Below are 24762 nucleotides of genomic sequence, written 5' to 3'. Positions count from 1 at the left end.
GCTCCATGCGCCTGCCCCGACCGCGCCTGACCCTCCCGCGCCTGCCCGCCGCACCCGCCGGGCTGGTGCGGCTGCGCCCCCGGATGCCCGCGCGGCGCTCGACGCGCGCTGCGGCAGCGGCCGGCGTGGCCGTCCTGCTGGCGGCCGGCACGGTCGTGGCGGTCAGCGTCGTCGACGGCGAGCCGCACGGTGCCTCGGCGGCCTCGATCGCGACGTTCTCGCAGACTCCGGGCTGGATGGTGGACCCCTCGACCGGTCCGCTCGCCGGCGGGAGCGCGCTGCCGTCCTACGCCGCGCCGACCGCGCCCCCGGTGGCCGCACCGCCGCCGACGATCCCGCCGGTCAGCGTCGTGCCGCCGGTGACCGTGCCGCTGCCGACGCCGAGCAGGCCGGTGGTCCCGCCCGCCAGCACGCCGACGCCGCCGACGACGCCGGCGTCCTCGCCGACACCGACAGCACCGGCGCAGTCCGACGTCACCCCGCCGCACGCGCCGACCAGCGTGCCGGCCTCGCTGTTCGGGCTGACGGTCAACGGCTACGGCTCGGGCGCCGCCGTCGACGCCCCCTACGGCGCTGTGCGCCTGTGGGACACGCAGGTCACGTGGCAGGACCTCGAGCCGGAGCGAGGGACGTTCGACTGGGCGAGGCTGGACGCCCAGGTCGCCGCGGCCAACAAGGCCCGCGCCCGCGTCATGCTCGTGCTCGGCCAGACGCCCCAGTGGGCCGCGGACAAGGTAGCCGTGACCACGCCTCCCTCTCAGCTGCCCACTGGCTCCTCGCCGCCGAAGAAGCTCTCCGACTGGACGGCCTACGTCAAGGCCGTCGTCACCCGCTACAAGGGCCGGATCGCCGACTACGAGGTCTGGAACGAGCCCAACGCGAAGAACTTCTGGCTGGGCAGCCAGGGCGACCTGATCCCGCTGGCGAAGTCCGCCTACACCACCATCAAGGCGGTCGACCCGGGAGCGACGGTGACCACCCCCAGCTTCGTGGTGCGCCGCCCGGCACAGCAGGGGGAGCTCACCCGCTACCTCGCCGCCGACGGTGCGAAGTGGGCCGACGTCGTCAACCTGCACCTCTATCCCGACGCCGACCAGGGCCCCGAGGCGATGGCCCCGCTGCTCGACCAGGTGAAGACACGGCTCGCCGCCTTCGGGGTCGAGAAGCCCATCTGGAACACCGAGGTCAACTACCTGCTGCCGACCGGGGGCGCCGCAGCACCGGCACCGCTGTCGGCCGACGACGCAGCGGCGTGGGTCGCGCGCACCTACCTAATTACCGCGCACCTCGGCGTCGGGCGCGCCTACTGGTACGCGTGGGACAACCACGTGCTCGGCGTGCCGCTGACCGAGAGCGACGGCACGACGCCGAACGCCGCCGGCAAGGCCTACGACCGCATCCACACCTGGCTGCAGGGCAGCGGCTTCCGCGGCTGCAGCGTCGACAACGAGGGCACCTGGACCTGCTGGGTCGCCACCGGCCGCGTCGTGTGGAACCCCGGCGCAGGCAGCAAGCCGGTCGACTACGCGGCGCCGTGGGGCACGAAGGCCGCCGTGGCGCTCAGCGGCGCGTCGACGCCGACGCGGCACGGGCAGGTCGTCAAGATCGGGACCTCGCCGATCCTCGTCAAGACGCGCTGACCGGGCGTCAGCGCAGCTGACGGCGCAGCACCACGCCGAGCAGCACCACCGACCCGACCGCCAGCACGAGGCCGAGCCACGCCGCGGCGCCCACCCACGTGCCGGCCGCCGACGGCCACAGCCCGGCGCCGAGCCCGAACAGCGCCACGACCACGATCCGGGTCGGGCGCTCCCACGGCGTCACGACGCCGATCTCGGACAGGCCGGCCGCGGCGGCGCGCGCCCGCGCGTACTCCTGCACGAAGGTCAGCGAGGCGACCGCGGCGACCAGCGCCCACGGCGCGCCGAGCAGTCCCAGGGCCGCCAGCAGCGCGAGGTCGGTGAGCCGGTCGACGACCGAGTCGAGCACGTAGCCCCAGCGGGTGGTGCGCCCGGTGACGACGGCCACGGCACCGTCGAGCCCGTCGGCGAGCCCGGTCAGGCCGGCCAGCGCCGCACCGAGCACGGGCCAGTGCGCGCCGGCGGCCGCCGCGGCGGGCACCCCTGCGCCGAGCAGCAGGCCGAGCAGCGTCACCGCGTCGGGCGACGCGCGCAGCGCGACCAGCGGCCGGGCGCAGGCGTACGCGGTGGTGAGCCAGCCGAGCACCCACCGCGAGCGCGCGGGGTCGTAGCCGCCGTGCAGCTCGGACCAGCGGGAGAGGTACTCGGCTCGGGAGAGCACCGGGCGGCGCAGGCTCAGCGCGAGCCGAGGCCGAGCGCGGCGTAGGCCTCGCGGGTCGCCGTCGAGCGGTTGAGCGTGTAGAAGTGCAGGCCGGGCGCGCCGCCGTCGAGCAGCTCCTGGCCGAGCTCGACGACGATCTCGACGCCGACCCGGCGCACGGCCTCGGGGTCGCCGTCGACCGCGTGGAGCCGCTCGGCGAGCCGGGCGGGGAACGCCGCCCCCGACAGGGCCACCATCCGCTCGATCTGGGCGACGTTGGTGACCGGCATGAGCCCCGGCACGACCGGCATGCGGCAGCCCAGGGCGTCGAGGCGCTCGACGAGCCGGAAGTAGTCGGCCGACTGGAAGAAGAACTGCGTGACGGCGAACTCCGCGCCGGCGGCGGCCTTGTCGGCGAGCCGGCTGGCGTCGGCGTCGAGGTCGGGGGCCTCGGGGTGCTTCTCGGGGAAGGCGGCGACGCCGACGGAGAAGTCGCCCAGCGAGCGGACCAGCTCGACCAGCTCGACCGCGTAGCTCAGGCCCTCGGGGTGGGGGCGCCACTCGGTGCCGACGCCGCTCGGCGGGTCGCCGCGCAGGGCGAGCACGTTGCGCACACCGGCGTCGGCGTACTGCCCGATCACCGAGCGGAGCTCGTCGCGCGACGAGCCGACGCAGGTGAGGTGGCCGACCGGGAGCAGCGTCGTCTCCTCGGCGATGCGCCGGGTGATGCGCACGGTCCGGTCTCGGGTGGACCCGCCGGCGCCGTAGGTGACCGAGACGAAGGTGGGGCTCAGCGACTCGAGCTCGCGCACGGCGCGGAAGAGCTGGCGCTCGCCCTCGTCGGTCTTGGGCGGGAAGAACTCGAAGGAGAACGACGGCGTCCCGGAGCTGAGCAGGGCGCCGACCCGGCCGGGTCGCTGGGCGGTCCTGGGGGCGGTCGGGCTCGAGACGGGCACGGGCCCACGCTACCGGGTAGGGGCTGGGCGGGCCTTCCCGCGCGCGTCGTCTCGGACTGCCGGTACGCCCGGACTGGCCTAGGCTCGACGCGACCCCGGACCGCGAGGAGACACCGTGACCCACCCGCTCGACGTGGACGACCTGCGCGCCCGTGTGGGCAAGGCGCTCGCCGCCTTCCTCGACGGGCAGGCTCCGTCCCTCGACGCGGTCGGGCCCGAGCTGACCCCCGCGCTGAGCGCGGCGCAGGACTTCCTGCTCGAGGGCGGCAAGCGCCTGCGGCCGGCGTTCGCCTACTGGGGCTGGCGCGGCGCGGGCGGCTCCGACTGCGACGAGGTGGTGGCGGCGGCCTCCTCGCTCGAGCTCCTTCACGCGTGCGCGCTGATCCACGACGACCTCATGGACGGCAGCGACACCCGCCGCGGCAACCCCTCGGTGCACCGGCGCTTCGCCGCGATGCACCGCGGCGAGCGCTGGCACGGCGCGCCCGAGTCGTTCGGCCTGTCGGCCGCGGTGCTGCTCGGCGACATGTGCCTGGTGTGGGCCGACGCGATGCTGTGGGGCTCGGGGCTCGACCCCGCTGCGCTGGTGCGGGCCCAGCCCGTCTACGACGCCATGCGCATCGAGCTCATGGCCGGGCAGTACCTCGACGTGCTGGAGCAGGCGGTCGGCTCCTCCTCGGTCGAGCGCTCGCTGCGCGTGGCCCGCTACAAGAGCGCGAAGTACACCATCGAGCGGCCCCTCCACCTCGGCGCGACGCTCGCCGGCGCCGGGCCCGCCACGGTCCAGGCCTACACCGACTACGGCGTCGGCCTCGGCGAGGCCTTCCAGCTGCGCGACGACGTCCTCGGCGTGTTCGGCGACCCGTCCGAGACCGGCAAGCCGGCCGGCGACGACCTGCGCGAGGGCAAGCGCACGGTGCTGGTCGCCGAGGCCCTGACGCAGGCCACGCCGGCCCAGTCGGCGGCGGTCTCGCGGCTGCTCGGCGACCCGCGCCTCGACGCGGCCGGCGTCAGCACGCTGCGCGAGGTGATCGTCGACACAGGTGCCCTCGACGCGACGGAGCGGCGCATCACGGCCAGCCTCGACGCCGCCCTCGGTGCGCTCGACGCGGCCGCCGCCGACGGCTGCATCGACGGCGAGGCCGCCGGCGTCCTGCGCGAGCTCGCGGTCGCGGCGACCGCGCGCTCGGTCTGAGGCGCGCGATGCGTACGACGTCGGGTCCCAGCGACCGCGTGGTGATCGTCGGTGCCGGGCTGGGCGGGCTCTCGGCGGCGCTCCGGCTCGCCGGCGCCGGCCGCGAGGTGACGGTCCTCGAGCGCGAGGACGTGCCGGGCGGACGGGCGGGCCTGCTCGAGGACCGCGGCTGGTCGTTCGACACCGGCCCGACGGTGCTCACCATGCCCGACCTCATCGCCGACGCGCTCGACTGCGTGGGCGAGAAGCTCGAGGACTGGCTCGAGCTGCTGCCGGTCGAGCCGCTCTACCGCGCGACCTACGCCGACGGCTCCGTGCTCGACGTGCACGGCTCGGTCGACGCGATGGCCGACGAGATCGAGCGCGTGTGCGGGCCGGCCGAGGCCGCAGGCTACCGCCGCTACGTCGAGTTCGTGTCCACGCTCTACCACTACGAGATGCGCGAGTTCATCGACCGCAACATCGACTCGCCCTTCTCGCTCGTCTCCCCCACCCTCGGCCGCCTCGCGGCGATCGGCGCCTTCCGCAAGCTGGCGCCCAAGGTCGAGCAGTATCTCAAGGACCCGCGCACCCAGAAGGTGCTCTCGTTCCAGGCGATGTACGCCGGCCTCTCGCCGCACGACGCCCTCGCGCTCTACGCGGTCATCGCCTACATGGACTCGGTCGCGGGCGTCTTCTTCCCGCGCGGCGGCATGCACGCGGTACCGCGGGCGCTCGCCGGCGCGGCCGAGAAGCACGGCGTGCAGTTCCGCTACGGCACCACGGCCACGAAGGTCGAGCTGCGCGGGCGCCGCGCGGTCGCGGTGCACACGTCCGCGGGCGAGCGCATCGAGTGCGACGCGGTCGTCCTCAACCCGGACCTGCCGGTCGCGCACCGCGACCTGCTCGGGTCGACACCGCCCACGCTGCGCCGGCTGCGCTACTCGCCGTCCTGCGCCGTGCTGCTGGTCGGGAGCAGTGCGCGCTACGACGGCCTCGTGCACCACAACATCTCCTTCGGGCACGAGTGGAAGCAGGTGTTCGACGAGATCATCGACCGGGGCGAGCTGATGAGCGACCCGTCCTACCTCGTCACCCGGCCGACAGCGAGCGACCCGTCGCTGGCGCCCGACGGGCGCGAGTCCTACTACGTGCTGTTCCCCACGCCCAACCTCAGCGCCCCGATCGACTGGCGCTCCGAGGGTCCTCGCTACCGTGACCGCATGGTGGCCACCCTGGAGTCACGTGGCCTGACCGGGTTCGGCGACGCCATCGAGGTCGAGCACCTCACCACCCCGCTCGACTGGCAGCAGCGCGGCATGGAGCGCGGCGCCCCGTTCGCGGCCGCCCACACGTTCTTCCAGACCGGCCCGTTCCGCCCGCGCAACACCTGGGGCGAGAACGTCGTCTTCGCCGGCAGCGGTACCCTGCCGGGCGTCGGCGTGCCCATGGTGCTGGTGAGCGGGCGGCTCGCCGCCGAGCGCATCACCGGGCCCGACCGCTCCTACCGCTCGCGGGCCTGGCGGTGAGCGCGCGCGACCTCGACGCGGCCGGCATCACCGACCCGGAGCTGCGCGCCTCCTACGAGCAGTGCCGCCGGCTCAACGCCCTGCACGGCAAGACCTACTACCTCGCCAGCCTGCTGCTGCCGCGCCACAAGCGGCCCTACGTCCACGCGCTCTACGGCTTCGCCCGCTACGCGGACGAGTTCGTCGACTCGCTCGACGACCCGCACCCCGAGGCGCTGGTGCCGTGGGGCGAGCGGTTCCTCGCCGACCTCGACCGCGGGCACTCCGACGACCCGGTCTGCCGCGCCGCCGTCGACACCGTGCTGCGCTGGGACATCCCGCGCGACTACTTCGTCGCGTTCCTCGACTCGATGGCGATGGACCTGACGGTCACCAACTACGAGACCTACGAGGACCTGCGCGGCTACATGTACGGCTCGGCCGCCGTCATCGGGCTGCAGATGGTGCCGCTGCTCGAGCCGCTGTCGCCCGACGCGCTGGCGCCCGCACAGGCGCTGGGCGAGGCGTTCCAGCTCACCAACTTCGTGCGCGACGTGGCGGAGGACTACAAGCGGGGCCGGGTCTACCTGCCGCTCGAGGACCTCGCCCGCTTCGGCGTCCAGCGCTCCGACCTGGGTCTCGGCTCCGCGGGCGAGCCCGTGCGCGAGCTGGTGCGCTTCGAGGTCGCCCGCTGCCGCGCGCTCTACGCGGAGGCGGCCACCGGCATCCCGCTGCTGCACCCGACCAGCCGCGACTGCATCGAGACGGCGCTGCGCCTCTACGGCGGCATCCTCGACGAGGTCGAGAAGGCCGACCACGACGTGCTCTCGGGCCGGGCCTCGGTGCCGCTCCCCCGCCGGCTGGCCGTGGCGGCGCCCGGCATGGCGCGCGCCGCCCTGGCCCGCCGCGACGAGGGTCGCTGGCGAGCGCTCAGCGCCCCGGCGTACTGAGCCCGGCTCGCCGGCGAGCGGCTAGAACGCGAGGGCCTGCGCGCGGCGCTTGACCTCGGTGCCGCGGTTCTCGCGCAGCGCCTGCACCGGCGTGCCGGGCAGCGAGTCGTCGGGCGTGAACATCCAGCGCAGCGCCGCCTCGTCGTCGTAGCCGGAGTCCGACAGCAGCGTGATCAGGCCCGGCAGGCCCTTGACGATCGCGCCGTCGACGACGAAGTCGGCCGGCACGGAGACGACGTTTCGCTCGCCGCGGCGGGTCGAGAGCAGCTGGCGCTCGCGCAGCAGCGAGCGGACCTTGACCACGTCGACGCCGAGCGCCTCGGCGACGTCGGGAACAGCGAGCCAGTCGGGGACGAGCGCGTCGAGCTCGGCAGGGGTGTCCACGACGGGAGCCTACGACCTGGGTCGCCGACCGCTCGAACGGGCGGATCGGCGCTCCGGGAACCCGTCCCAGGATGCGGACAAATCGGGCACGACTGAGCGTGCGCCTCTGGCAAACCAGCAGTCCCAGTTGTCACAGGCGTCACAAGGCTATTACCTTGCCTCATCAGTTCCTGGTGACGACACGCCGAGAGATGTCGTGTCGGACCGACGAGAGGACGGGCATTGAGCCAGGCACCGCACACCGACGCACCGCGGACGGGCACGCGCTCGTGGCGGCGCGCGCTCGGGGTCGCCGCCCTGCCCCTCCTGCTCGCGGGGCTGGTCACCGCAGGCACGCCGGGCTGGCAGTCGATCCTCGTCCACCGCGGCGACACGCTGTCCGAGATCGCCAAGCGCTACCACACGAGCGTCTCGCGGCTGGTCCGGGCCAACGACCTCCCCGGCAACGGCTCGACCATCTACGCCGGTGAGCGGCTGCGCGTGCCGACGGCCGCCGCGCAGGCGAAGATCGCCAGGTCCCGCGCCAAGGCGAAGCCGAAGGCGAGCGCGTCGCGGCGGTCCACCACGTCGCGCAGCGCCACCCGCACCGTCCGGCGCACGACGTACAGGACCGTGTACGTCTCCTACACCGTCCGCAGCGGCGACTCGCTGATCCGCATCGGGCGCCACTTCGGCGCGCGCACGAGCGGCATCCGCCTCGCCAACCACCTGCCCGTCTCGGGCGTCGTGCGCATCGGCCAGCACCTGCGCATCCCGGTGGTGAAGCGCACGACGACCTCGCACACCGTCAAGGCGCCCGTCCGCGTCTCGTCGAAGAAGACCTCGAAGCCCACGAAGAACAACACCTTCGCCGGGCGGACGTACCCCAATGCGACCGTGCAGCGGGCGGCGGCGAACCGCTCGGTGCTGGCGCGGCGCTCGATGCCGACGCGTACGCAGATGCGCTCCATCATCTCGGCGACCGCGCGCGCCAACGGCGTGTCCCCCTCGCTCGCGCTGGCCGTGGCCTACCAGGAGTCCGGGTTCAACCCGCGGGTCGTCTCGGTCGCCAACGCGATCGGCGCCATGCAGGTGATGCCGGCCACCGGCGAGTGGGCGTCGAGCGTCATCGGGCGCCGGCTCGACCTGCTCAACCCGCGCGACAACGCGACGGCCGGCGTGGTGCTGCTGCGCATCCTGACCCGCACGGCGAGCTCCACCGAGCAGGCCGTCGCCGGCTACTACCAGGGCCTGGCCTCGGTGCGGAAGAACGGGATGTACTCCGACACCAAGCGCTACGTGTCCAACGTGATGAGCCTGCGCCGCAGCTTCTGAGCAGGCGGCCCGCGCGCCGGAGCCGAGCACGGCGCGCGGGTACCTAGACTCGGCAGGGTGGATGCCACCGTCACCGACCCGCTGGTCGGGCAGGTCCTCGACGGTCGCTACCGCGTGACCCGGCGCATCGCGCAGGGCGGCATGGCGGTCGTCTACGAGGCGCTCGACACCCGCCTCGAGCGGGTCGTCGCGCTCAAGGTGATGCACCCGTGGCTCGCCAACGACCCCGAGCTGGTCGCCCGCTTCGCCCGCGAGGCCAAGGCCGCGGCCCGGCTGTCGGCGCCCAGCGTCGTCGCCGTCCACGACCAGGGCCGCGACGGCGAGCTCGTGTGGCTGGCGATGGAGCACGTCGAGGGCCGCACGCTGCGCGACGTGCTCACCACCCGGGGGCGGCTGAAGCCCGCCGAGGCGTTCGAGGTCGCCCTGCCGCTGCTGCGGGCGCTCGCCGCCGCGCACGCCGCCGGCCTGGTGCACCGCGACGTCAAGCCCGAGAACGTGCTGGTCGGGGTCGACGGCACCGTCAAGGTCGCCGACTTCGGGCTGGTGCGCGCCGTCACCGCGAGCTCCCACACGCGCAGCGACGGCGCCGTTCTCGGGTCGGTGAGCTACCTCGCCCCCGAGCTGCTCGAGCGCGGCACCGCCGACGAGCGCGTCGACGTCTACGCCGCCGGCATCCTGCTGTTCGAGCTGCTGACCGGCGACAAGCCCTTCGAGGGCGAGACCCCGCTCGCGGTCGCCTACCAGCACGTGCACGGCGACGTCCCCGCGCCCTCCACCCGCGTGCGCGGGCTCCCTGCGGCGCTCGACGCCCTGGTGGTGCGCGCCACCCGCCGAGACCCCGACCAGCGCCCCCGCGACGCGGGCGAGATGCTCGCCGAGGCGATCGCGGCGCAGCGCACCCTCGGGCCGGCCGACGAGCCGACCGAGCTGGTCGCCCCGCCCGGTCCGCGTCCCCGCTCGGAGCCGACCACCCGCACCCCCCGCCCGGCGGCCGCCGAGCCGACCACCCGCGCTCCCCGGCCGGGGCCCGAGGCGGCGGAGCGGCCGGGGCGCCGCCGCGTACGCCGTCGTCGCGCCCTGCTCGCGACCCTCCTGGTGCTGCTGCTCGGTGCCGGCGCGGCCGGCGCTGCCTTCGGTCCCTGGCGCTACGCCAGCGCGCCCCGGCTCGTGGGGCTCAGCGCCGCCACCGCGGCCGAGCGGCTGCAGTCGGCCGGCTTCCACGCGGCCGCCACCGAGCTGCGCTTCGACGACACCGTCCCGAAGGGCGAGGTGCTGACCAGCTCGCCCGGCCCGGGCGGCTGGCTGCGCAAGGGCCGCGCCGTGCGGCTCGTGGTCTCCAAGGGCCCGGACCTGCGCACGGTGCCGCAGCTGACCGGCCGCACGCGCGAGGAGGCGACCGAGCTCGTACGCTCCGCGCACCTGAGCGCCGGGCGCGTCACGGCAGCCTGGAGCGACAGCGTGCCCGCGGGCCAGGTCGCCTCGAGCTCGCCCGTGGCCGGGGCGTCGCTGCTCCACGGGAAGCCGGTCGCGCTCGTGCTGAGCAAGGGCCCCCAGCCGGTTGCGGTCCCCAAGCTCGTCGGCTCGACGCTCGAGGACGCGACCACGGCCCTGACCGCGCTCCGGCTCGAGGTCGCGAGCACCGAGGACTACAGCGAGACGGTGCCCGACGGCACGGTGATCAGCCAGGCCACGCCGGCCGGCACCTCGGTGCTGCCCGGCACCAGCGTCGCGGTCGTGGTCTCGAAGGGCCCGCCGCTGGTCAAGGTGCCCGGCGTCGTCGGCAAGACCCGCGGCAGCGCGGTCGCCAAGCTGCAGGCCGCCGGCTTCAAGGTCACCACGAGCGGGGTCGACATCCTGCACCTCGTGCTGTTCCAGAGCCGCAAGGGCGGGTCGATGGTGCCCAAGGGGACGACCATCCACCTGACGATCACGTGAGCGCGTCCTGAGCCCAGCCAGGCGGTCCGACCTGCGCTCGCCGGTCGGCGCGCACATCAAGGTGTCGGGCGGCCTCGCGCGCGGCGGCCTGCCCTACGCCCGCTCGATCGGCGCCGAGGCCGTGCAGCTGTTCGTCGGCAACCCGCGCGGGTGGGCCCTGCCCGCCGGTGACCCGGCCCAGGACGAGGCGTTCCGCGCCGGGTGCGCCGAGGCCGGGATCCCTGCCTTCGTGCACTCCGCGTACCTCGTGAACTTCGGCTCGCCCACCGCGCTGACGGTGGAGCGCAGCGTCGAGAGCGTCCGCCACGCGCTGGCGCGCGGCGCGCAGGTCGGCGCGCGCGGCGTCGTCGTCCACACCGGCTCGGCGGTCGCGGCGACCTCGCGCGAGGCGGCGCTGCGCCAGGTGCGCGAGAGCGTGCTGCCGCTGCTCGACGAGCTCGACGCGCTCGCCGACGCCCCGGACCTGCTGCTCGAGCCGACCGCCGGCCAGGGCCAGTCGCTGTGCGCGCGGGTGGAGGACCTCGGGCCCTACCTCGACGCGCTCGACCGGCACCCCAAGGTCGGCGTCTGCCTCGACACCTGCCACGCGTTCGCCGCCGGGCACGACCTCGCGGCCGAGGGCGGGGTCGAGGCGATGCTCGACACGCTGGTCGAGGTGGCCGGGCCCGGTCGGCTGCGGCTCGTGCACGCCAACGACTCGAAGGACGTCTGCGGCGCCTCGAAGGACCGCCACGAGAACATCGGCGCCGGCCACATCGGCGAGGCGCCCTTCGGGCGGCTGCTGCGGCACCCGGCGGTCCGCGGCGTACCCCTCGTCGTCGAGACCCCGGGCGAGCCCGCCGACAACGCGCGCGACATCGCCACGCTCGTCCGCCTCCGCGACGCCTAGTGTCCGAACGCGCCGCGGCATCTCGTCTGGTGGGACAGCAGTCCGTTCGGACACAGCGGGTGCTGTACGGTGTGCGACGTGCAGCAGACCGTCTTCGCCTATGGCGACGCGCCCGGGAGCATCCGGGCGGGGCGCCCGGCAGACTCTGCCTGACCGCACCCCGCACCTCCGACCCCGGCGCTCGCCCGAGCACCGGGGTCTTCTTTTTGCCCGTTCGCACCAGGAGGAAGTTCCCATGGTCGTCGTCATGGCCCCCGGGGCCGCAGAGGATGAGATCAGCGCCGTCGTGGCGCGCGTCGAGGGCGCTGGCGGCCAGGCCTTCGTCAGCCGCGGCGTCACCCGCACGATCATCGGGCTGGTCGGCGACGTCGAGGCGTTCGCCGACATGGGGCTCGCCGCCATGGGCGGCGTGCACGAGGTCGTGCGGGTCAGCACCCCCTACAAGCTGGTCAGCCTCGAGCACCACCCGGCCAAGACGACCGTCTACGTCGGCGGCGTGCCGATCGGGCCCGACACGTTCACGCTGGTGGCCGGTCCGTGCGCCGTCGAGTCGCCGGAGCAGACCCTCGCCGCCGCGCAGATGGCCAAGTCGGCGGGCGCGACGCTGCTGAGGGGCGGGGCCTACAAGCCGCGGACCTCGCCCTACGCCTTCCAGGGACTCGGCGAGCGCGGCCTGCAGATCCTCGCCGACGTGCGCGCCGAGACCGGGCTGCCGGTCGTCACCGAGGTGGTGGACGCCCACGACGTGGAGCTCGTCGCGTCCTACGCCGACATGCTGCAGATCGGCACCCGCAACGCCGGCAACTTCGGCCTGCTCCAAGCGGTCGGCTCGGTGGGCAAGCCGGTGCTGCTCAAGCGCGGGATGAGCGCGACCATCGAGGAGTGGCTGATGGCCGCCGAGTACGTCGCGCAGCGCGGCAACCTCGACATCGTGCTGTGCGAGCGCGGGATCCGTACGTTCGAGACCGCTACCCGCAACACCCTCGACATCGCTGCCGTGGCGGTGGCGCACGGGCTCTCGCACCTGCCGGTGATGGTCGACCCGTCGCACTCGGGCGGGCGCCGTGACCTGGTGCTGCCGCTCTCGCGCGCGGCGATCGCGGTCGGCGCCGACGGGATCCTCGTCGACGTCCACCCGCACCCGGAGACCGCGCTGTGCGACGGGCCGCAGGCGCTGGTCGACTCCGACCTGCGCGCGCTGGCGGCGGTGTGCCGGCAGCTGCCGCCGATGGTGGGGCGGGGCTAGCGCGTCCGCCGGGTCGCCGTGTCGCTGTGTCGCCGGACGTCAGGCGTCAGGCGTCAGGCGTCAGGCGGCCACGGTCGTACGCGCCCGGCCGCCGTGCTTGGCCTCGTAGAGCGCGAGGTCGGCGCGGTGCACCAGGCGGCTGGCCGCCTCGACGCCGTCCCAGGCGGCGACGCCGGCCGAGAACGACTGGCCGTCGGGGGTGGCCCGGCGCAGCAGCTCGAGCAGCTCGGCGGTGTCCTCGGCCCCGGCGCCCGGCAGCACGAGCAGGAACTCCTCGCCGCCGTAGCGGGCCAGGACCTGGCCCGGCCCGAGGCACGCCAGCCAGGCCGCCGAGGCACCGACGAGCAGCCGGTCGCCGGCCTGGTGGCCGTGCTCGTCGTTGTAGCCCTTGAAGCGGTCGAGGTCGAGCAGCGCGACGGAGAGCGGGGCGCCGGCGGCCTGCGCCCGCTCGAGCTCGGCGTCGCCGCTGCGCCGGTTGGGCAGCCCGGTCAGCTCGTCGGTGCGGGCGAGCAGGTCCAGGCGCACGGCCTGCTCCTCGAGCCGCGCGGTCTGGTCCTCGAGCCGGCGGGTCTGGTCCTGCAGGCGGCCCAGCAGGCCCGACATGCGGTGCACGACGAGGCAGAACAGCAGCGCCGAGCTCGACGCCACCGCCCAGCCGTCGAGCCGGAGGCCCAGGGCGAGCTCCGCCGCCAGCGTGGCCGGCGAGAGCAGGCTGGCCACGGTCAGCGCCGCGAGCCGGCGCCGCGAGAAGACGACGGTCTCCTCCGGGTCCTCGAGCAAGGCAGGGGCTGACGGGTGCAGCGCGGCGGCGGCCCACACCGCGTACGCCGCCAGGAACGGCACCGAGCTCAGCATCCCGACCACGGACGACGAGCTGGCGTCCGAGGCTGCGGTGAAGACGGTGTCCCCGAGCAGGACGAGCAGCATCCCCCCGCTCAGCAGGCGGAACGCCGGGGTGCGGGAGCCGCCGCAGGTGAGCAGCCGCGCGAGCGACGCGAGCAGCACGATGTCGCCCACGGGGTAGCCCAGCCCCACGAGGCGCGTGAGCAGCGGGTCGCTGCTGCCGATCAGCGGCCGTACCAGCGTGACGTAGACGAGCAGTCCGAGCCCGACGGTGACGATCGAGCTGTCGACCAGCGCCTCGCGGGCCAGGCTGCTGCGCCGGGCGCGCACGACCGTCATCAGGCCCGCGGCGACCAGCGGGTACTCGAGCAGGTAGGCGACGTCGGCGACCGACGGGTAGGGGTCCGCGCCGGTGAAGGTCTCGACGACGACCCAGAGGACGTCGCCCACGACGGCGACGGCGTTCCCGGCGGCGAGCAGGCCCCAGGCCAGCCGTGCCCGGCCGCTCTGCCGTGCCGCACCGCGCGCCATGGCCACGGCGCTGGCGGCGCCGACCGCCGCGTACACCCAGTCCTTCGCCGCCACGGGCGAGAGGAGGTACGCGGCGATGCCGGCCGCCCCCAGGAGGAGAGGGAGCCACCACGCACGTTGCCGCATGCCCTGACCATCGGCCGGCCGCGGCGCGGTCTGAGGGGTCGCTCGGCGGGTAGGGGCCGGGGACAGCCGAACGAGAGGACACCACCGTGGTGGAGCAGCCCGTGTCGCACGAGGAAGGCGTCGCCAAGGTGGCCGCGCTGATCAAGGACATCCGCACCTGCATGCTGACGACCGTCGACGAGCAGGGGCGGCTGGTCAGCCGGCCGATGGCGGTGCAGCAGGTCGAGTTCGACGGCGACCTGTGGTTCGCGATCGACGAGGACTCGCGCAAGGTCCACCAGGTCGAGGCCGACGCCGAGGTGGGCGTCGCCTTCTCCTCGAACGACGCCTGGGTCTCGGTCGCCGGCCGCGCGCAGGTCGTGCACGACCTCGACAAGGCCAAGGAGCTGTGGAACCCGGCCCTCACCGCGTGGTTCCCCGACGGCCCCGAGACGCCCGGCCTTGCGCTGCTGCGCGTGGAGGCCGAGTCGGCGGAGTACTGGGACACCCCGGGCGGCAAGGTGACGACCCTGATCAGCTACGTCAAGGCCCGCGTCACCGGCACCCGCTTCGACGGCGGCGAGAACGAGGTCGTCGAGCTCAGCTGAGCCGCCCGACGTTGATCGCCCTGGCCGATCGAACTCGTGCCAGGCCCATGCAAGCTGCTAGGCCTGGCACGAGTGTGATCGGCCTTGCCGATCAACATCGCGGGGTGGGGCGTCAGCGCTGGTCCAGCATCTCGGCGACGAGGAAGGCGAGCTCGAGGGACTGGCTGTGGTTGAGCCGCGGGTCGCAGGCGGTCTCGTAGCGGAGCACCAGGTCGGGCTCGGAGAGCCCGCTCGCGCCGCCGATGCACTCGGTCACGTCGTCGCCGGTGAGCTCGACGTGGACGCCGCCGGGAACGGTGCCGAGCGCGCGGTGCACCTCGAAGAAGCCGCGCACCTCGTCGACCACGTCGTCGAACCGGCGCGTCTTGACCCCGGCCGCCTCGATCGTGTTGCCGTGCATGGGGTCGCACACCCACAGCACCTGCGCCCCGCTCGCGGTGACCTTCTCGACCAGCGGCGGCAGCGCCTCGCGGATGCGCCCGGCGCCCATGCGCGTGATGAAGGTCAGCCGGCCGGGCTCGCGGTCGGGGTCGAGACGGTCGACCAGCGCGAGGGCGTCGTCGGCGCTGGTGGTGGGGCCGAGCTTGACGCCGATCGGGTTGCGCACCCGGGCGGCCAGGTCGACGTGGGCGCCGTCGAGCTGGCGCGTACGCTCCCCGATCCACACGAAGTGCGCCGAGGTGTCGTAGGGCGTGCCGGTGCGCGAGTCGATGCGGGTGAGCGCGCGCTCGTACTCGACCAGCAGCGCCTCGTGGCTGGTCCAGACGTCGACCCGGTGCAGCGAGGGCGAGTCGGCGCCGACCGCCTCCATGAACTGGATCGCCCGGTCGATCTCGCCCGCGAGCTTCTCGTAGCGCGCCGTCGCGCCGCCGTCGCGGACGAAGCCCTTGTTCCAGGCGTGCGCCTGGCGCAGGTCGGCGAAGCCGCCCTGCGTGTGGGCGCGGACGAGGTTCAGGGTGGCGGCGGAGGTGTTGTACATCTGCACCAGCCGGCGCGGGTCGGGTACGCGTGAGGCCTCCGTGAACTCGAGGCCGTTGACCGCGTCGCCGCGGTAGGCGGGCAGCGTCACGCCGTCGCGGGTCTCGTTGCCCGAGGAGCGCGGCTTGGCGAACTGGCCGGCGAGCCGGCCGACCTTCACCACGGGCACGCGCGCGCCGTAGGTGAGCACGACGGCCATCTGCAGCAGCGTCTTGAGCTTGCCGCGGATGGCGTCGGCGGTGGCGCCCGAGAAGGTCTCGGCGCAGTCGCCGCCCTGCAGCCAGAACGCCTCGCCCCGGGCGGCGGCGGCCACCCGCTCCTTCAGCGCGTCGCACTCGGCGGCGAAGACGAGGGGCGGTAGGCTCCTCAGCTCGCGCTCCACCGCGTCGAGGGCCGCACGGTCGGGCCAGTCGGGCTGCTGGGCCGCTGGCAGCACGGGCAGGTCCAGCGCGTCGGTGCTCACAGGGGCCAAGGCTACCGTCGCCGCCCGGGCGTCACCCGTACGAGTGCTCAAGCCGGAGCCCTGACGGGCCGACGACAACCTCGTGGTCCGCCTGCACTCGCCTCGCCGTCCTGTCCGTGCCGCCGCTCTGCTCTCCCCGCTCCTCTGCTCCGCCGTCGCGCTCGCCGCTCCAGCGGTCGCCGCCGCCGACACGACCCACGACGCCAGCAACGACGCCCTCGCGGCCGGCAGCGCCAGCGCCGAGCTGCGCGCGCTGCCCGCTCCCCTGCTGGGCCAGCTCGACGTGTCGGAGCGCCTCCGCGCCACCGACGCGCTGACCACGGGCACCGACGGGGTGCCCGTCGCCCTCACCGTGCGCGAGGGCACGCGCCTGCAGGTCGTGCGCCTGCGCGCCGAGAACGGCCGGGCGCGCGCCCTCGTCGCGCTGCTCGACGGCCAGCCGTCGGTCGAGTCCGCCGGGCTCGACACCGTCGCGACCGCCTCGGACGTCTCGGCCGCCGCCGCGTACGACGACCCCTACCGCAGCATGCAGTGGGCGCTGGACCGGCTGCGCCACGACCAGGTCAGCGCGCTGCCCGTGGCGGGCCCCGCGCCCGTCGTCGCGGTGATCGACACCGGCATCCAGGGCTCGCACCCCGACCTCGCGGGCGTGCAGGTCGCGGGCTACGACGCGATCCGCGGCACCGCCATCGCTCCCGGCACCGCCACCGACCCCAACGGCCACGGCACCCACGTCGCCGGCATCATCGGGGCGGTCGGCGGCAACGGCGTCGGCGTCACCGGCTTCCTGCGCTCGGCCCGGATCATGCCGGTGCGGGTGCTCGGCAGCGCCGGCACCGGGCTCGGGTCGACCATCGCCCAGGGAATGATCTGGGCGGTCGACCACGGCGCCAAGGTGCTCAACCTCTCGCTCGGCGGCAGCGGCGTCGACGCCCAGGAGCAGGCGGCGGTCGACTACGCAGAGGCCCACGGCGCACTGGTCGTGGCGGCCGCCGGCAACCAGGGCGACGCGGCGAACCCGGTCGAGTACCCCGCCGGCTTCGTGAAGACCCTTGCCGTCGGGGCCACCGCCCAGGCCGGCGACGCCATCGCGCCCTACTCGACCCACGGGCCGCAGGTCGACATCTCGGCACCGGGCGACCAGGTCACCTCGACCTACCCGACCTCGGTCTACGCCAACGACTCCGGCACCTCGATGGCCACGCCCTACGTCGCGGCGGCCGCCGCCCTCGACTGGGCCGCCCACCCGTCGTTCACCCCGGCCGACCTGCGCGACCACCTGGTGCGCACGGCGGAGGACCTCGGCGCGCCGGGTCGGGACGACTTCTTCGGCGCCGGCCTCGTCGACCCGCTGGCGGCCCTGACCGACAGCGCACCTGCGTCCACCGGCTCGCCGACGCCGGACCCCGCGGCCACCGCCCCCGCGACGCCGACCCCGGAGCCGACCACGACGCCCGCGCCGAGCGAGGCCCCGGTGCCCGGAGCGACGCCCGAGCCGACCGACGGCCCGACGCCGGGCACGGGGCCGGAGACGGCGCCCGTCCCCGATCCGGTGGAGGCCGCACCGGCGTTCGCGGTCACGCTCGCCGCTCCTGCGGCCGGCCCGACCGGCGTCGTGCTGCGCCCGGTGGTCACGGCCACCGGCGGGGCGGTCGTCTCTGACGTCGACCTGCAGGTCGACGGGCGGTTGGTCGCCGTCGACCGCTCGGAGCCCTACCGGCTCTACGTCGCCGCGACCGCCCTGCGCCAGGGCCGGCACTCGTTCGTCGTGACGGTGCACGGCTCGGCGCCGGACGCCTGGGCGCGCGTGAGCGCGGTCGTGCGCCTGCCCTCCGCCGTCGAGCTGTCGCTCTCTCGCGGCGTGCTCACGGTGCAGCCGGCCATGCGGCCCGGCGCGCGGGTGCAGGAGCTGACCGCCACGGTCGACGGCCGCGCCGCCGCGCGCGACGCGGCTGAGGACGGCACCGGCGCCCTCGTGCGCCACCTGCCGCGCGGGTCGCACGCAGTACGCATCGTGCTCGTCGACCAGCTCGGCGCGGTCACGGAGGTGCGCCGCACCGTACGCGTCCGCTAGCCGTCCGCCGCCGTCCTCCTGCGGCGGTGGGGCAGAATCCCCGCCAGCCGCCGACGCCTGGGAGGACTGCGATGGTCGACCTCGCCCCGATGCGGGCGCTGCGGCCCGTGCCCGCGGCCGCCGCCCGGGTCCTGGCGCCGCCCTACGACGTCGTCGACGTGGCCTCGGCCCGCGCGCTGGCGGGCGACCCCGACAGCTTCCTGCACGTGTCGCGCCCGGAGATCGACCTGCCCGACGCGGTCGACCCGGCCGACCAGCAGGTCTACGCGGCGGCGGGCGCTGCGCTCGAGCGGCTGGTCGCGCGCGAGGTGCTGCGGCGCGACCCCGCGCCCGCGTACTTCGCCTACCGCAGGAGCGACGCGCACGGCTCGCAGACCGGCCTGGTGGGCTGCGCGTCGGTCGACGACTACGAGTCCGGCGTCATCGCCACCCACGAGTCGACGCGCCCCGACAAGGAGCTCGACCGCGTGCGCCACGTCGACGCCGTGGACGCGCACGACGAGCCGGTGTTCCTCATCGCGCCCCCGACTGCGGTGCTCCGCGAGGTGATCGCCACCGCCACGGCGGGCGACCCGGAGACCGACGCCGTCGCGCACGACGGGGTGCGCCACCAGGTCTGGCCGGTCACCTCCGCCGCAGCGGTCGAGGACGTACGCGCCGCGCTCGCCGCGCTCCCCCGCGCCTACGTCGCCGACGGCCACCACCGCAGCGCCGCCGCGGCCCGCGTGCGCCGGCTGCGCCGCGAGCGGGGGCAGCTCTCGCCGGGCGCCGACGCCTTCCTCGCCGTGCTCGTCCCGGCCGACGACGTGCGCGTGCTCGCCTACGACCGCCTCGTGCTCGACACCGGCGGCCTGCCCGCCGAGGAGCTGCCGGCCGCCCTGCGAGCGGCCGGGTTCACGGTCGCCGAGACCGACGACGGGCCGGGCGGGGGGCGGCCGCAGCAGCGGCACTGCTTCGGCGTACGCGTCGGGCACCGCTGGTGGACCGCGACGACTGCGCCGGGCTCGGTCAACGAGCGCGACCCGGTGGCCTCGCTGGACGTCGCGCTGCTCCAGGACCGGGTGCTCGAGCCGCTGCTCGGCATCCGCGACCCCCGCACCGAGCCTCGGCTCGCGTTCGTGGGCGGCGAGGTCGGCACCGACGCGCTGGCCGGGCGCGCTGACGCCGTGGCAGGCTCCGTGGCCTTCGCCCTGCACCCGACCTCGGTCGCGGAGCTCGTCGCGTGTGCCGATGCGGGCGTCGACATGCCGCCGAAGTCGACGTGGTTCGACCCCAAGCTCGGCAGCGGGCTGTTCGTGCACCCCCTCGGCTGAAGGGGTGGCTGTCGGTCCCGATGGTTAGCCTGAGGAACGACATGGTCGACACCCTCACGCCCGCCGCCGGGTCCCGGCTCCCCGAGCTGCCGCCCTCCCCCGAGCCCGCGGGCTGGCTGCGCCGGCTGGTCGGCTACTGCCTGCGCCGCCGCTCCGACGCCGTCCTCGCCTTCGGGGGCGCGCTGGTCAGCTCGTCGCTCGCGGCGCTGACCCCGCTGGTCGCCCGCCACGTCGTCGACACCGTCGCCGCGGGCAGCAGGGCGTCGGTGACGCCGTGGGCGCTGCTGCTCGTCGCAGCCGGCGTGCTGCGCTTCGCGGCGGGCGCGCTGCGCCGCTACCGCGCGGGCCGGCTCGGGCTCGACGTGCAGCTCGACCTGCGCAACGACCTGCTGGCCGCCGTGCAGCGCCTCGACGGCGCCCGCCAGGACGCCGTCGCCACGGGCCAGCTGGTCAGCCGCTCGATCAGCGACCTGCAGCTGGTGCAGGGACTGCTCTTCTTCGTGCCCAACCTGACCGGCAACGTGCTGCTGTTCTTCGTGAGCCTCGGCATCATGCTGGTGCTCTCACCGCTGCTGACCCTCGTCGCGCTCGCCGTCGCGCCCGGGCTGTGGCTGGTCGCCACCCGCAGCCGCCGGCAGCTGTTCCCCGCCAACTGGCACGCCCAGCAGCAGGCCGCCGAGATCGCCGGTGCGGTCGAGGCCGCGGTCACCGGCGTGCGGGTGGTCAAGGGCTTCGGGCAGGAGCGGCGCGAGCTCGCCCGGCTCGAGCGGCTCTCCCGCTCGCTGTTCGCCTCGCGCCTGCGGGTGGTGCGCATCTCCAGCGTCTGGAACCCCCTGCTCCAGGCCGTGCCCTCGCTGGGCCAGGTCGGCATCCTCGCCTTCGGCGGCTGGCTGGCCCTGCGCGGCTCGATCAGCCTCGGCACGTTCCTCGCGTTCTCGGCCTACATCGGCTCGCTCGTCGCACCCGTGCGGCAGCTGGGCGCCCTGCTGGTCATGGGCCAGCAGGCGCGGGCCGGCGTCGAGCGGGTCCTCGAGATTCTCGACCTGCAGCCCTCGGTGCAGGAGAGCCCGCACGCGCGCACGCTGCCGGCCGACGCCCCGCTGGGCGTCGAGCTCGACGACGTCACCTTCGGCTACGACCCCGACCGCCCGGTCCTGCGCGGCTTCTCGCTGCGCGTGCGCCCGGGCGAGGCGGTTGCGCTGGTGGGCGCGTCCGGCTCGGGCAAGTCGACGGTCACCGAGCTGGTGTCGCGGCTCTACGACGTGCAGTCGGGCGCCGTACGCGTCGGCGGGGTCGACGTGCGCGACCTGACGCTCGCGTCCCTGCGCGGTGCTCTCGGCGTCGTGCCCGAGGAGGCGTTCCTGTTCTCCGACACCGTGCGCGCCAACCTCGCCTACGCCCGGCCGGAGGCGAGCGACGAGGAGGTCACCGCCGCCGCGCTCGTCGCCCAGGCCGACGGCTTCGTCCGCGCCCTGCCCGACGGCTACGACACCCGCGTCGGCGAGCAGGGCCTGACGCTCAGCGGCGGCCAGCGACAGCGCGTGGCGCTGGCGCGCACGCTGCTGGCCGACCCGCGGGTGCTCGTGCTCGACGACGCGACCTCGGCCATCGACCCGACGACGGAGGGCCGCATCCACGAGGCGCTGCGCCCGCTGCTGGCCGGGCGGGCCACGCTCGTGGTGGCCCACCGGCGCTCGACGCTCGCGCTGGCCGACCGCGTCGCGGTGCTCGAGGGCGGCCGGGTCGTCGACGTCGGCACCGTCGACGAGCTCGACGCCCGCTCACCGGTCTTCCGCAGGCTGCTGAGCGGCGAGCTGACGCCGGACGATCCCGGGGACCACGACGACGGCGCGGCGGAGGTCGCGCCCGCCGCTGCCAAGCCGCTGCGCCCGACCGCGGCGCGCTCCCTCTCGACCGGCGCGGTCGCCGCGCCGGGCGGGCCCGGCGGCATGATGGCCGGCCTGGCGGCCGTGCCCGTGACCGACTCGCTGCGCACCCTGCTCGACGCCCTCCCGCCCGCGACCGACGAGCCGGCTGTCGACCTCGCCGCCGCCGAGGCCAGCGACCTCGAGTTCTCGCTGTCGAGGCTGCTCCGACCGTTCGCGCTGCCGCTGCTGCTCGGGCTCGTGCTCGTCGGCCTCGACGCGGCGGCACAGATCGCCGTGCCCGCGATCGTGCGCACCGCCGTCGACTCGGGCGTGACCAAGCACAGCGAGGCCGTGCTGCTGTGGGCGGCCGCCGCCGCGGCGCTCGTGGTCAGCCTCGACTGGGGGGTCAACCTGCTGCAGCAGCGGGTGACCGGCCGCACCGGTGAGCGGCTGCTGTTCGTGCTGCGGGTGAAGACCTTCGCCCACCTCCAGCGGCTCGGCCTCGACTACTACGAGCGCGAGCTGGCCGGCCGGATCATGACGCGGATGACGACGGACGTCGACGCGCTGAGCCAGTTCCTGCAGACCGGGCTCACCAGTGCCGTCATCAGCGTGCTGTCGCTGCTCGGCGTGCTGGTCGCCATGCTGGTGCTCGACGCGCCGCTCGCCGGCGTGCTCGTCGCCACCCTGCCGGTGCTCGCCGTCGCGACCTTCGTCTTCAGGCGCCTGTCCGTGCCGGTCTACGCCGAGAGCCGCGAGCGTGTGAGCGCCGTCAACGCCGCCTTCCAGGAGGGCGTCGCGGGCCTGCGCGTCACCCAGCTCGCGCGCCGCGAGCAGCGCGACTCCGCGGCGTTCGCGGCTGCCGGCAAGTCCTACCGCGACTCCCGGTTGCGCGCCCAGCGCTACATCGCCGCCTACTTCCCCGGCGTCGAGCTGCTCAGCGAGGTCGCCACGGCACTGGTGCTGCTCGTGGGTGCCTCCCGCGTGCGCGAGGGCTCGCTCAGCTCCGGTGCGCTGATCGCCTTCCTGCTCTACGTCGAGCTGTTCTTCGCCCCGGTGCAGCAGGTCTCGCAGGTGTTCGACGGCTACCAGCAGGCGTCGGTCGGCCTCCGCCGGCTGCGCGAGCTGCTCCGCACGCCCACGACCACGCCGTGGACCGCCGACCCGGAGCCGGTCGGACGCGTACGCGGCGAGCTCGAGCTCGACGACGTGCACTTCCGCTACGCCGAGGGCAGCCCCGAGGCGATCGCCGGCATCACGCTGCGCATCGCCGCGGGCGAGGACGTCGCGCTGGTCGGGGCGACCGGAGCGGGCAAGTCCACGGTGCTCAAGCTGGTCGCCCGGTTCTACGACCCGACCTCGGGGGCGGTCCGCGTCGACGGCGTCGACCTGCGCCGGCTCGACCTCGAGGACTACCGCCAGCAGCTCGGCTACGTGCCGCAGGAGCCCTACCTGTTCGAGGGCACGGTGCGCGACGCGATCGCCTACGGCCGTCCGGACGCCACCGACGACGACGTGCGCCGGGCCGCCGAGGCCGTGGGCGCCGACGAGATGGTGCGCCGGCTGCCGGGCGGCTACGACGCCGCCGTCGGCGAGCGCGGGCGCGGGCTGTCAGCTGGCCAGCGCCAGCTGCTCTCGCTGGCCCGGGCCGAGCTGGTCGACCCTGCGGTGCTCCTGCTCGACGAGGCGACCGCCGCGCTCGACCTCGCGACCGAGGCGGCGGTGCGGGAGGCGACGGCGCGGCTGCGCCACAGGCGTACGACTCTCACCGTCGCCCACCGCCTGCAGAGCGCGGCGCGCGCCGGCCGCGTGATCGTCCTCGACGGCGGCCGCGTCGTCGAGGACGGCACCCACGACGAGCTGCTGGGAGCGGGCGGCGCCTACGCCGAGCTGTGGGCGAGCTACGGCGCCCACCGGGTCACGGGCTGACCGAGCTCAGCCGACGTCAGGCTTCGGCGTGCGGGTGGCGCGCACCAGGATCGCCCCGCCGCCCGACGAGGTCAGCGAGCTCCACAGCCAGTCGGTGAGGGTCTTGACCCGGTTGCGGAACCCGATGAGGTAGACGACGTGCACGCCGGCCCAGAGCAGCCACGCCGGCAGCCCCGCGACGCGCAGGATGCGGCCCCGCAGCCCGGGCACCGGGATCTCGGTGACGGCGTCTCCGCGGGCGATCACCGCCATCGAGCCCTTGTCGAAGTAGCTGAACGGCTCGGTCTGCTCCCCCGCCCCCAGCCGGGCGATCTGCCGCCCGACGTGCTTGCCCTGCTGGATCGCGTTCGGCGCCACCAGCGGCGGCGGCGTGCCGTGCGGGGGCGGCGAGATCGAGGCGATGTCGCCCGCGGCGAACACGCCCGGGTGCCCCTTCACCTGCAGGTCCGGCCCCACCACGATCGAGCCGCCCTTGCCGAGCTCGACTCCCACGGCGCGGCCGAGCGGGCTGGCCTGCACGCCGGCGGCCCAGACGACCGTGCGGGTGTCGATGCGCTCCCCGGACTTGAAGGTGACGCCCTTGTCGTCGGCCGAGGCGACGGCGGTGTCGAGCAGGACCTCGACGCCGCGCCGACGCAGGTCGTCGAGGGCCTGGCGCCCCGACTTCTCGCTGAAGGTGTTGAGCAGCCGGGGCAGCGCCTCGACGAGCACGACGCGCATGTCGACGTCGCCGCCGACGTGCTCCTTGCCCATCGCGGCCAGCGCGCCGGCGGTCTCCACGCCGGTCGGCCCGCCGCCCACGACCACCACCGTCTGGCGGGCGAGGTCAGCGCTGGGCTCGGCTGCCGCCCGCTCGAGCTCCTCGAGCAGGTGCAGCCGCAGCCGCACCGCGTCGCCCATCGTGTAGAGCGGCCAGGCGTGGTCCTCCATGCCGGAGATCCCGAAGAAGTTGGTGGTCGCGCCGGCCGCCACGACCAGGTAGTCGTAGGGCAGCCGGTCGCCGTCCTCGAGGACGACCGCGCGCTCGTCCCAGTCGACGTCGTCCACGCGGCCCACGCGTACCTTCACGTTGCGCTGCTTGCGGAACACCGCGCGGATGGTCGCGCCGACCTGCTCGGGCGGGAGGTACGACGTCGCCACCTGGTAGAGCAGCGGCTGGAAGGTGTGGAAGTTGTTGCGGTCGACCAGCGTGACGTCGACCTCGTGGCGGGCGAGCTGGTGCACCGCGTTGATGCCGGCGAATCCGGCGCCGACCACGACGACCTTGGGCCGGCTACCGGACTGGGGCGTGGAGTCGCTCATGCCCGCAGCGTTCCCACGGGCGCGCGAGTTGAGACCCTCGTGATCCGTTCGGTCGAGCTCGCCGGACCGGCCGGTGCAGCCGTGGGTCCGGGGCGGTGCCCGGGGACCGGAC

The 24762-nt window shown here is 75.0% G+C and carries 18 protein-coding genes; 12 read left to right on the top strand and 6 right to left on the bottom strand.

The features are described 5' to 3' along the window. Positions 1–5 precede the first annotated feature (5 nt). Positions 6–1640, top strand: coding sequence for a GH39 family glycosyl hydrolase (locus tag CLV35_RS12800; RefSeq protein ID WP_121193855.1), 1635 nt, complete (start codon positions 6–8; stop codon positions 1638–1640). 7 nt (positions 1641–1647) lie between these two features. Here CLV35_RS12800 and CLV35_RS12795 read toward each other — a convergent pair whose 3' ends face one another. Both CLV35_RS12795 and metF read right to left on the bottom strand, forming a co-directional pair. Further along, a complete protein-coding gene (locus tag CLV35_RS12795) occupies positions 1648–2301 on the bottom strand; it encodes a CDP-alcohol phosphatidyltransferase family protein (protein WP_121193854.1) in 654 nt (217 codons plus the stop codon). Positions 2302–2315: 14 nt separating this feature from the next. Next, positions 2316–3236: a methylenetetrahydrofolate reductase [NAD(P)H] gene (metF, locus tag CLV35_RS12790; protein ID WP_121193853.1), complete on the bottom strand. Its 921-nt coding sequence runs from the start codon at positions 3234–3236 to the stop codon at positions 2316–2318. A 115-nt stretch (positions 3237–3351) separates the two neighbouring features. Here metF and CLV35_RS12785 point away from each other — a divergent pair, with 115 nt between their 5' ends. From CLV35_RS12785 to CLV35_RS12775, 3 genes are read left to right on the top strand one after another with little or no spacing between them, the layout of a single operon-like run. Next, positions 3352–4431, top strand: a complete 1080-nt coding sequence (locus CLV35_RS12785; protein WP_121193852.1) for a polyprenyl synthetase family protein — start codon at positions 3352–3354, stop codon at positions 4429–4431. Positions 4432–4439: 8 nt separating this feature from the next. Then, a complete protein-coding gene (crtI, locus tag CLV35_RS12780) occupies positions 4440–5939 on the top strand; it encodes a phytoene desaturase family protein (protein ID WP_121193851.1) in 1500 nt (499 codons plus the stop codon). Further along, on the top strand, positions 5936–6868 hold the full coding sequence (locus CLV35_RS12775; RefSeq protein WP_121193850.1) for a phytoene/squalene synthase family protein: 933 nt from the start codon (positions 5936–5938) through the stop codon (positions 6866–6868). The genes crtI and CLV35_RS12775 overlap by 4 nt, the downstream gene beginning before the upstream one ends. A gap of 21 nt (positions 6869–6889) precedes the next feature. Here CLV35_RS12775 and CLV35_RS12770 read toward each other — a convergent pair whose 3' ends face one another. After that, complete coding sequence (locus CLV35_RS12770; protein ID WP_121193849.1) at positions 6890–7252, bottom strand: Rv2175c family DNA-binding protein; 363 nt, start codon at positions 7250–7252, stop codon at positions 6890–6892. 222 nt (positions 7253–7474) lie between these two features. Here CLV35_RS12770 and CLV35_RS12765 point away from each other — a divergent pair, with 222 nt between their 5' ends. From CLV35_RS12765 to aroF, 4 genes are all read left to right on the top strand, one after another. Further along, the gene (locus CLV35_RS12765) at positions 7475–8566 is read left to right on the top strand and encodes a lytic transglycosylase (protein WP_121193848.1); all 1092 of its coding nucleotides are present in this window, start codon (positions 7475–7477) and stop codon (positions 8564–8566) included. 57 nt (positions 8567–8623) lie between these two features. Continuing rightward, a complete protein-coding gene (pknB, locus tag CLV35_RS12760; protein ID WP_121193847.1) occupies positions 8624–10501 on the top strand; it encodes a Stk1 family PASTA domain-containing Ser/Thr kinase in 1878 nt (625 codons plus the stop codon). Positions 10502–10532: 31 nt separating this feature from the next. Continuing rightward, positions 10533–11390 (top strand): deoxyribonuclease IV, encoded by an 858-nt coding sequence (locus tag CLV35_RS12755; protein WP_121193846.1) that lies wholly within the window; start codon positions 10533–10535, stop codon positions 11388–11390. A gap of 235 nt (positions 11391–11625) precedes the next feature. Continuing rightward, positions 11626–12636: a 3-deoxy-7-phosphoheptulonate synthase gene (aroF, locus tag CLV35_RS12750; RefSeq protein WP_121193845.1), complete on the top strand. Its 1011-nt coding sequence runs from the start codon at positions 11626–11628 to the stop codon at positions 12634–12636. Between the two features lie 60 nt (positions 12637–12696). Here the strand turns inward: aroF and CLV35_RS12745 are convergent, their stop codons facing one another. After that, positions 12697–14136 (bottom strand): GGDEF domain-containing protein, encoded by a 1440-nt coding sequence (locus CLV35_RS12745; RefSeq protein WP_121193844.1) that lies wholly within the window; start codon positions 14134–14136, stop codon positions 12697–12699. A gap of 101 nt (positions 14137–14237) precedes the next feature. Here CLV35_RS12745 and CLV35_RS12740 point away from each other — a divergent pair, with 101 nt between their 5' ends. Beyond that, complete coding sequence (locus CLV35_RS12740) at positions 14238–14723, top strand: pyridoxamine 5'-phosphate oxidase family protein (RefSeq protein ID WP_121193941.1); 486 nt, start codon at positions 14238–14240, stop codon at positions 14721–14723. Between the two features lie 112 nt (positions 14724–14835). Here CLV35_RS12740 and CLV35_RS12735 read toward each other — a convergent pair whose 3' ends face one another. Beyond that, the gene (locus CLV35_RS12735) at positions 14836–16164 is read right to left on the bottom strand and encodes a class II 3-deoxy-7-phosphoheptulonate synthase (RefSeq protein ID WP_121193843.1); all 1329 of its coding nucleotides are present in this window, start codon (positions 16162–16164) and stop codon (positions 14836–14838) included. A gap of 82 nt (positions 16165–16246) precedes the next feature. Between CLV35_RS12735 and CLV35_RS12730 the strand changes: the two genes are divergently transcribed. From CLV35_RS12730 to CLV35_RS12720, 3 genes are all read left to right on the top strand, one after another. Next, positions 16247–18238: a S8 family serine peptidase gene (locus CLV35_RS12730; RefSeq protein WP_121193842.1), complete on the top strand. Its 1992-nt coding sequence runs from the start codon at positions 16247–16249 to the stop codon at positions 18236–18238. Positions 18239–18309: 71 nt separating this feature from the next. Next, positions 18310–19551, top strand: a complete 1242-nt coding sequence (locus CLV35_RS12725) for a DUF1015 domain-containing protein (protein WP_121193841.1) — start codon at positions 18310–18312, stop codon at positions 19549–19551. A gap of 41 nt (positions 19552–19592) precedes the next feature. Continuing rightward, positions 19593–23348: an ABC transporter ATP-binding protein gene (locus CLV35_RS12720; protein ID WP_121193840.1), complete on the top strand. Its 3756-nt coding sequence runs from the start codon at positions 19593–19595 to the stop codon at positions 23346–23348. Between the two features lie 6 nt (positions 23349–23354). Here the strand turns inward: CLV35_RS12720 and CLV35_RS12715 are convergent, their stop codons facing one another. Then, entirely contained in the window at positions 23355–24650 is a 1296-nt protein-coding gene (locus CLV35_RS12715; RefSeq protein ID WP_121193839.1) for an NAD(P)/FAD-dependent oxidoreductase, read from the bottom strand. Between the last annotated feature and the right edge of the window lie 112 nt (positions 24651–24762).

The sequence above is a fragment of the Motilibacter peucedani genome, from assembly GCF_003634695.1.
Lineage (GTDB): Bacteria > Actinomycetota > Actinomycetes > Motilibacterales > Motilibacteraceae > Motilibacter > Motilibacter peucedani.
The sequence above is the reverse complement of the archived record's forward strand: the minus strand, read 5'-3'. Positions and strand labels throughout refer to the sequence as shown.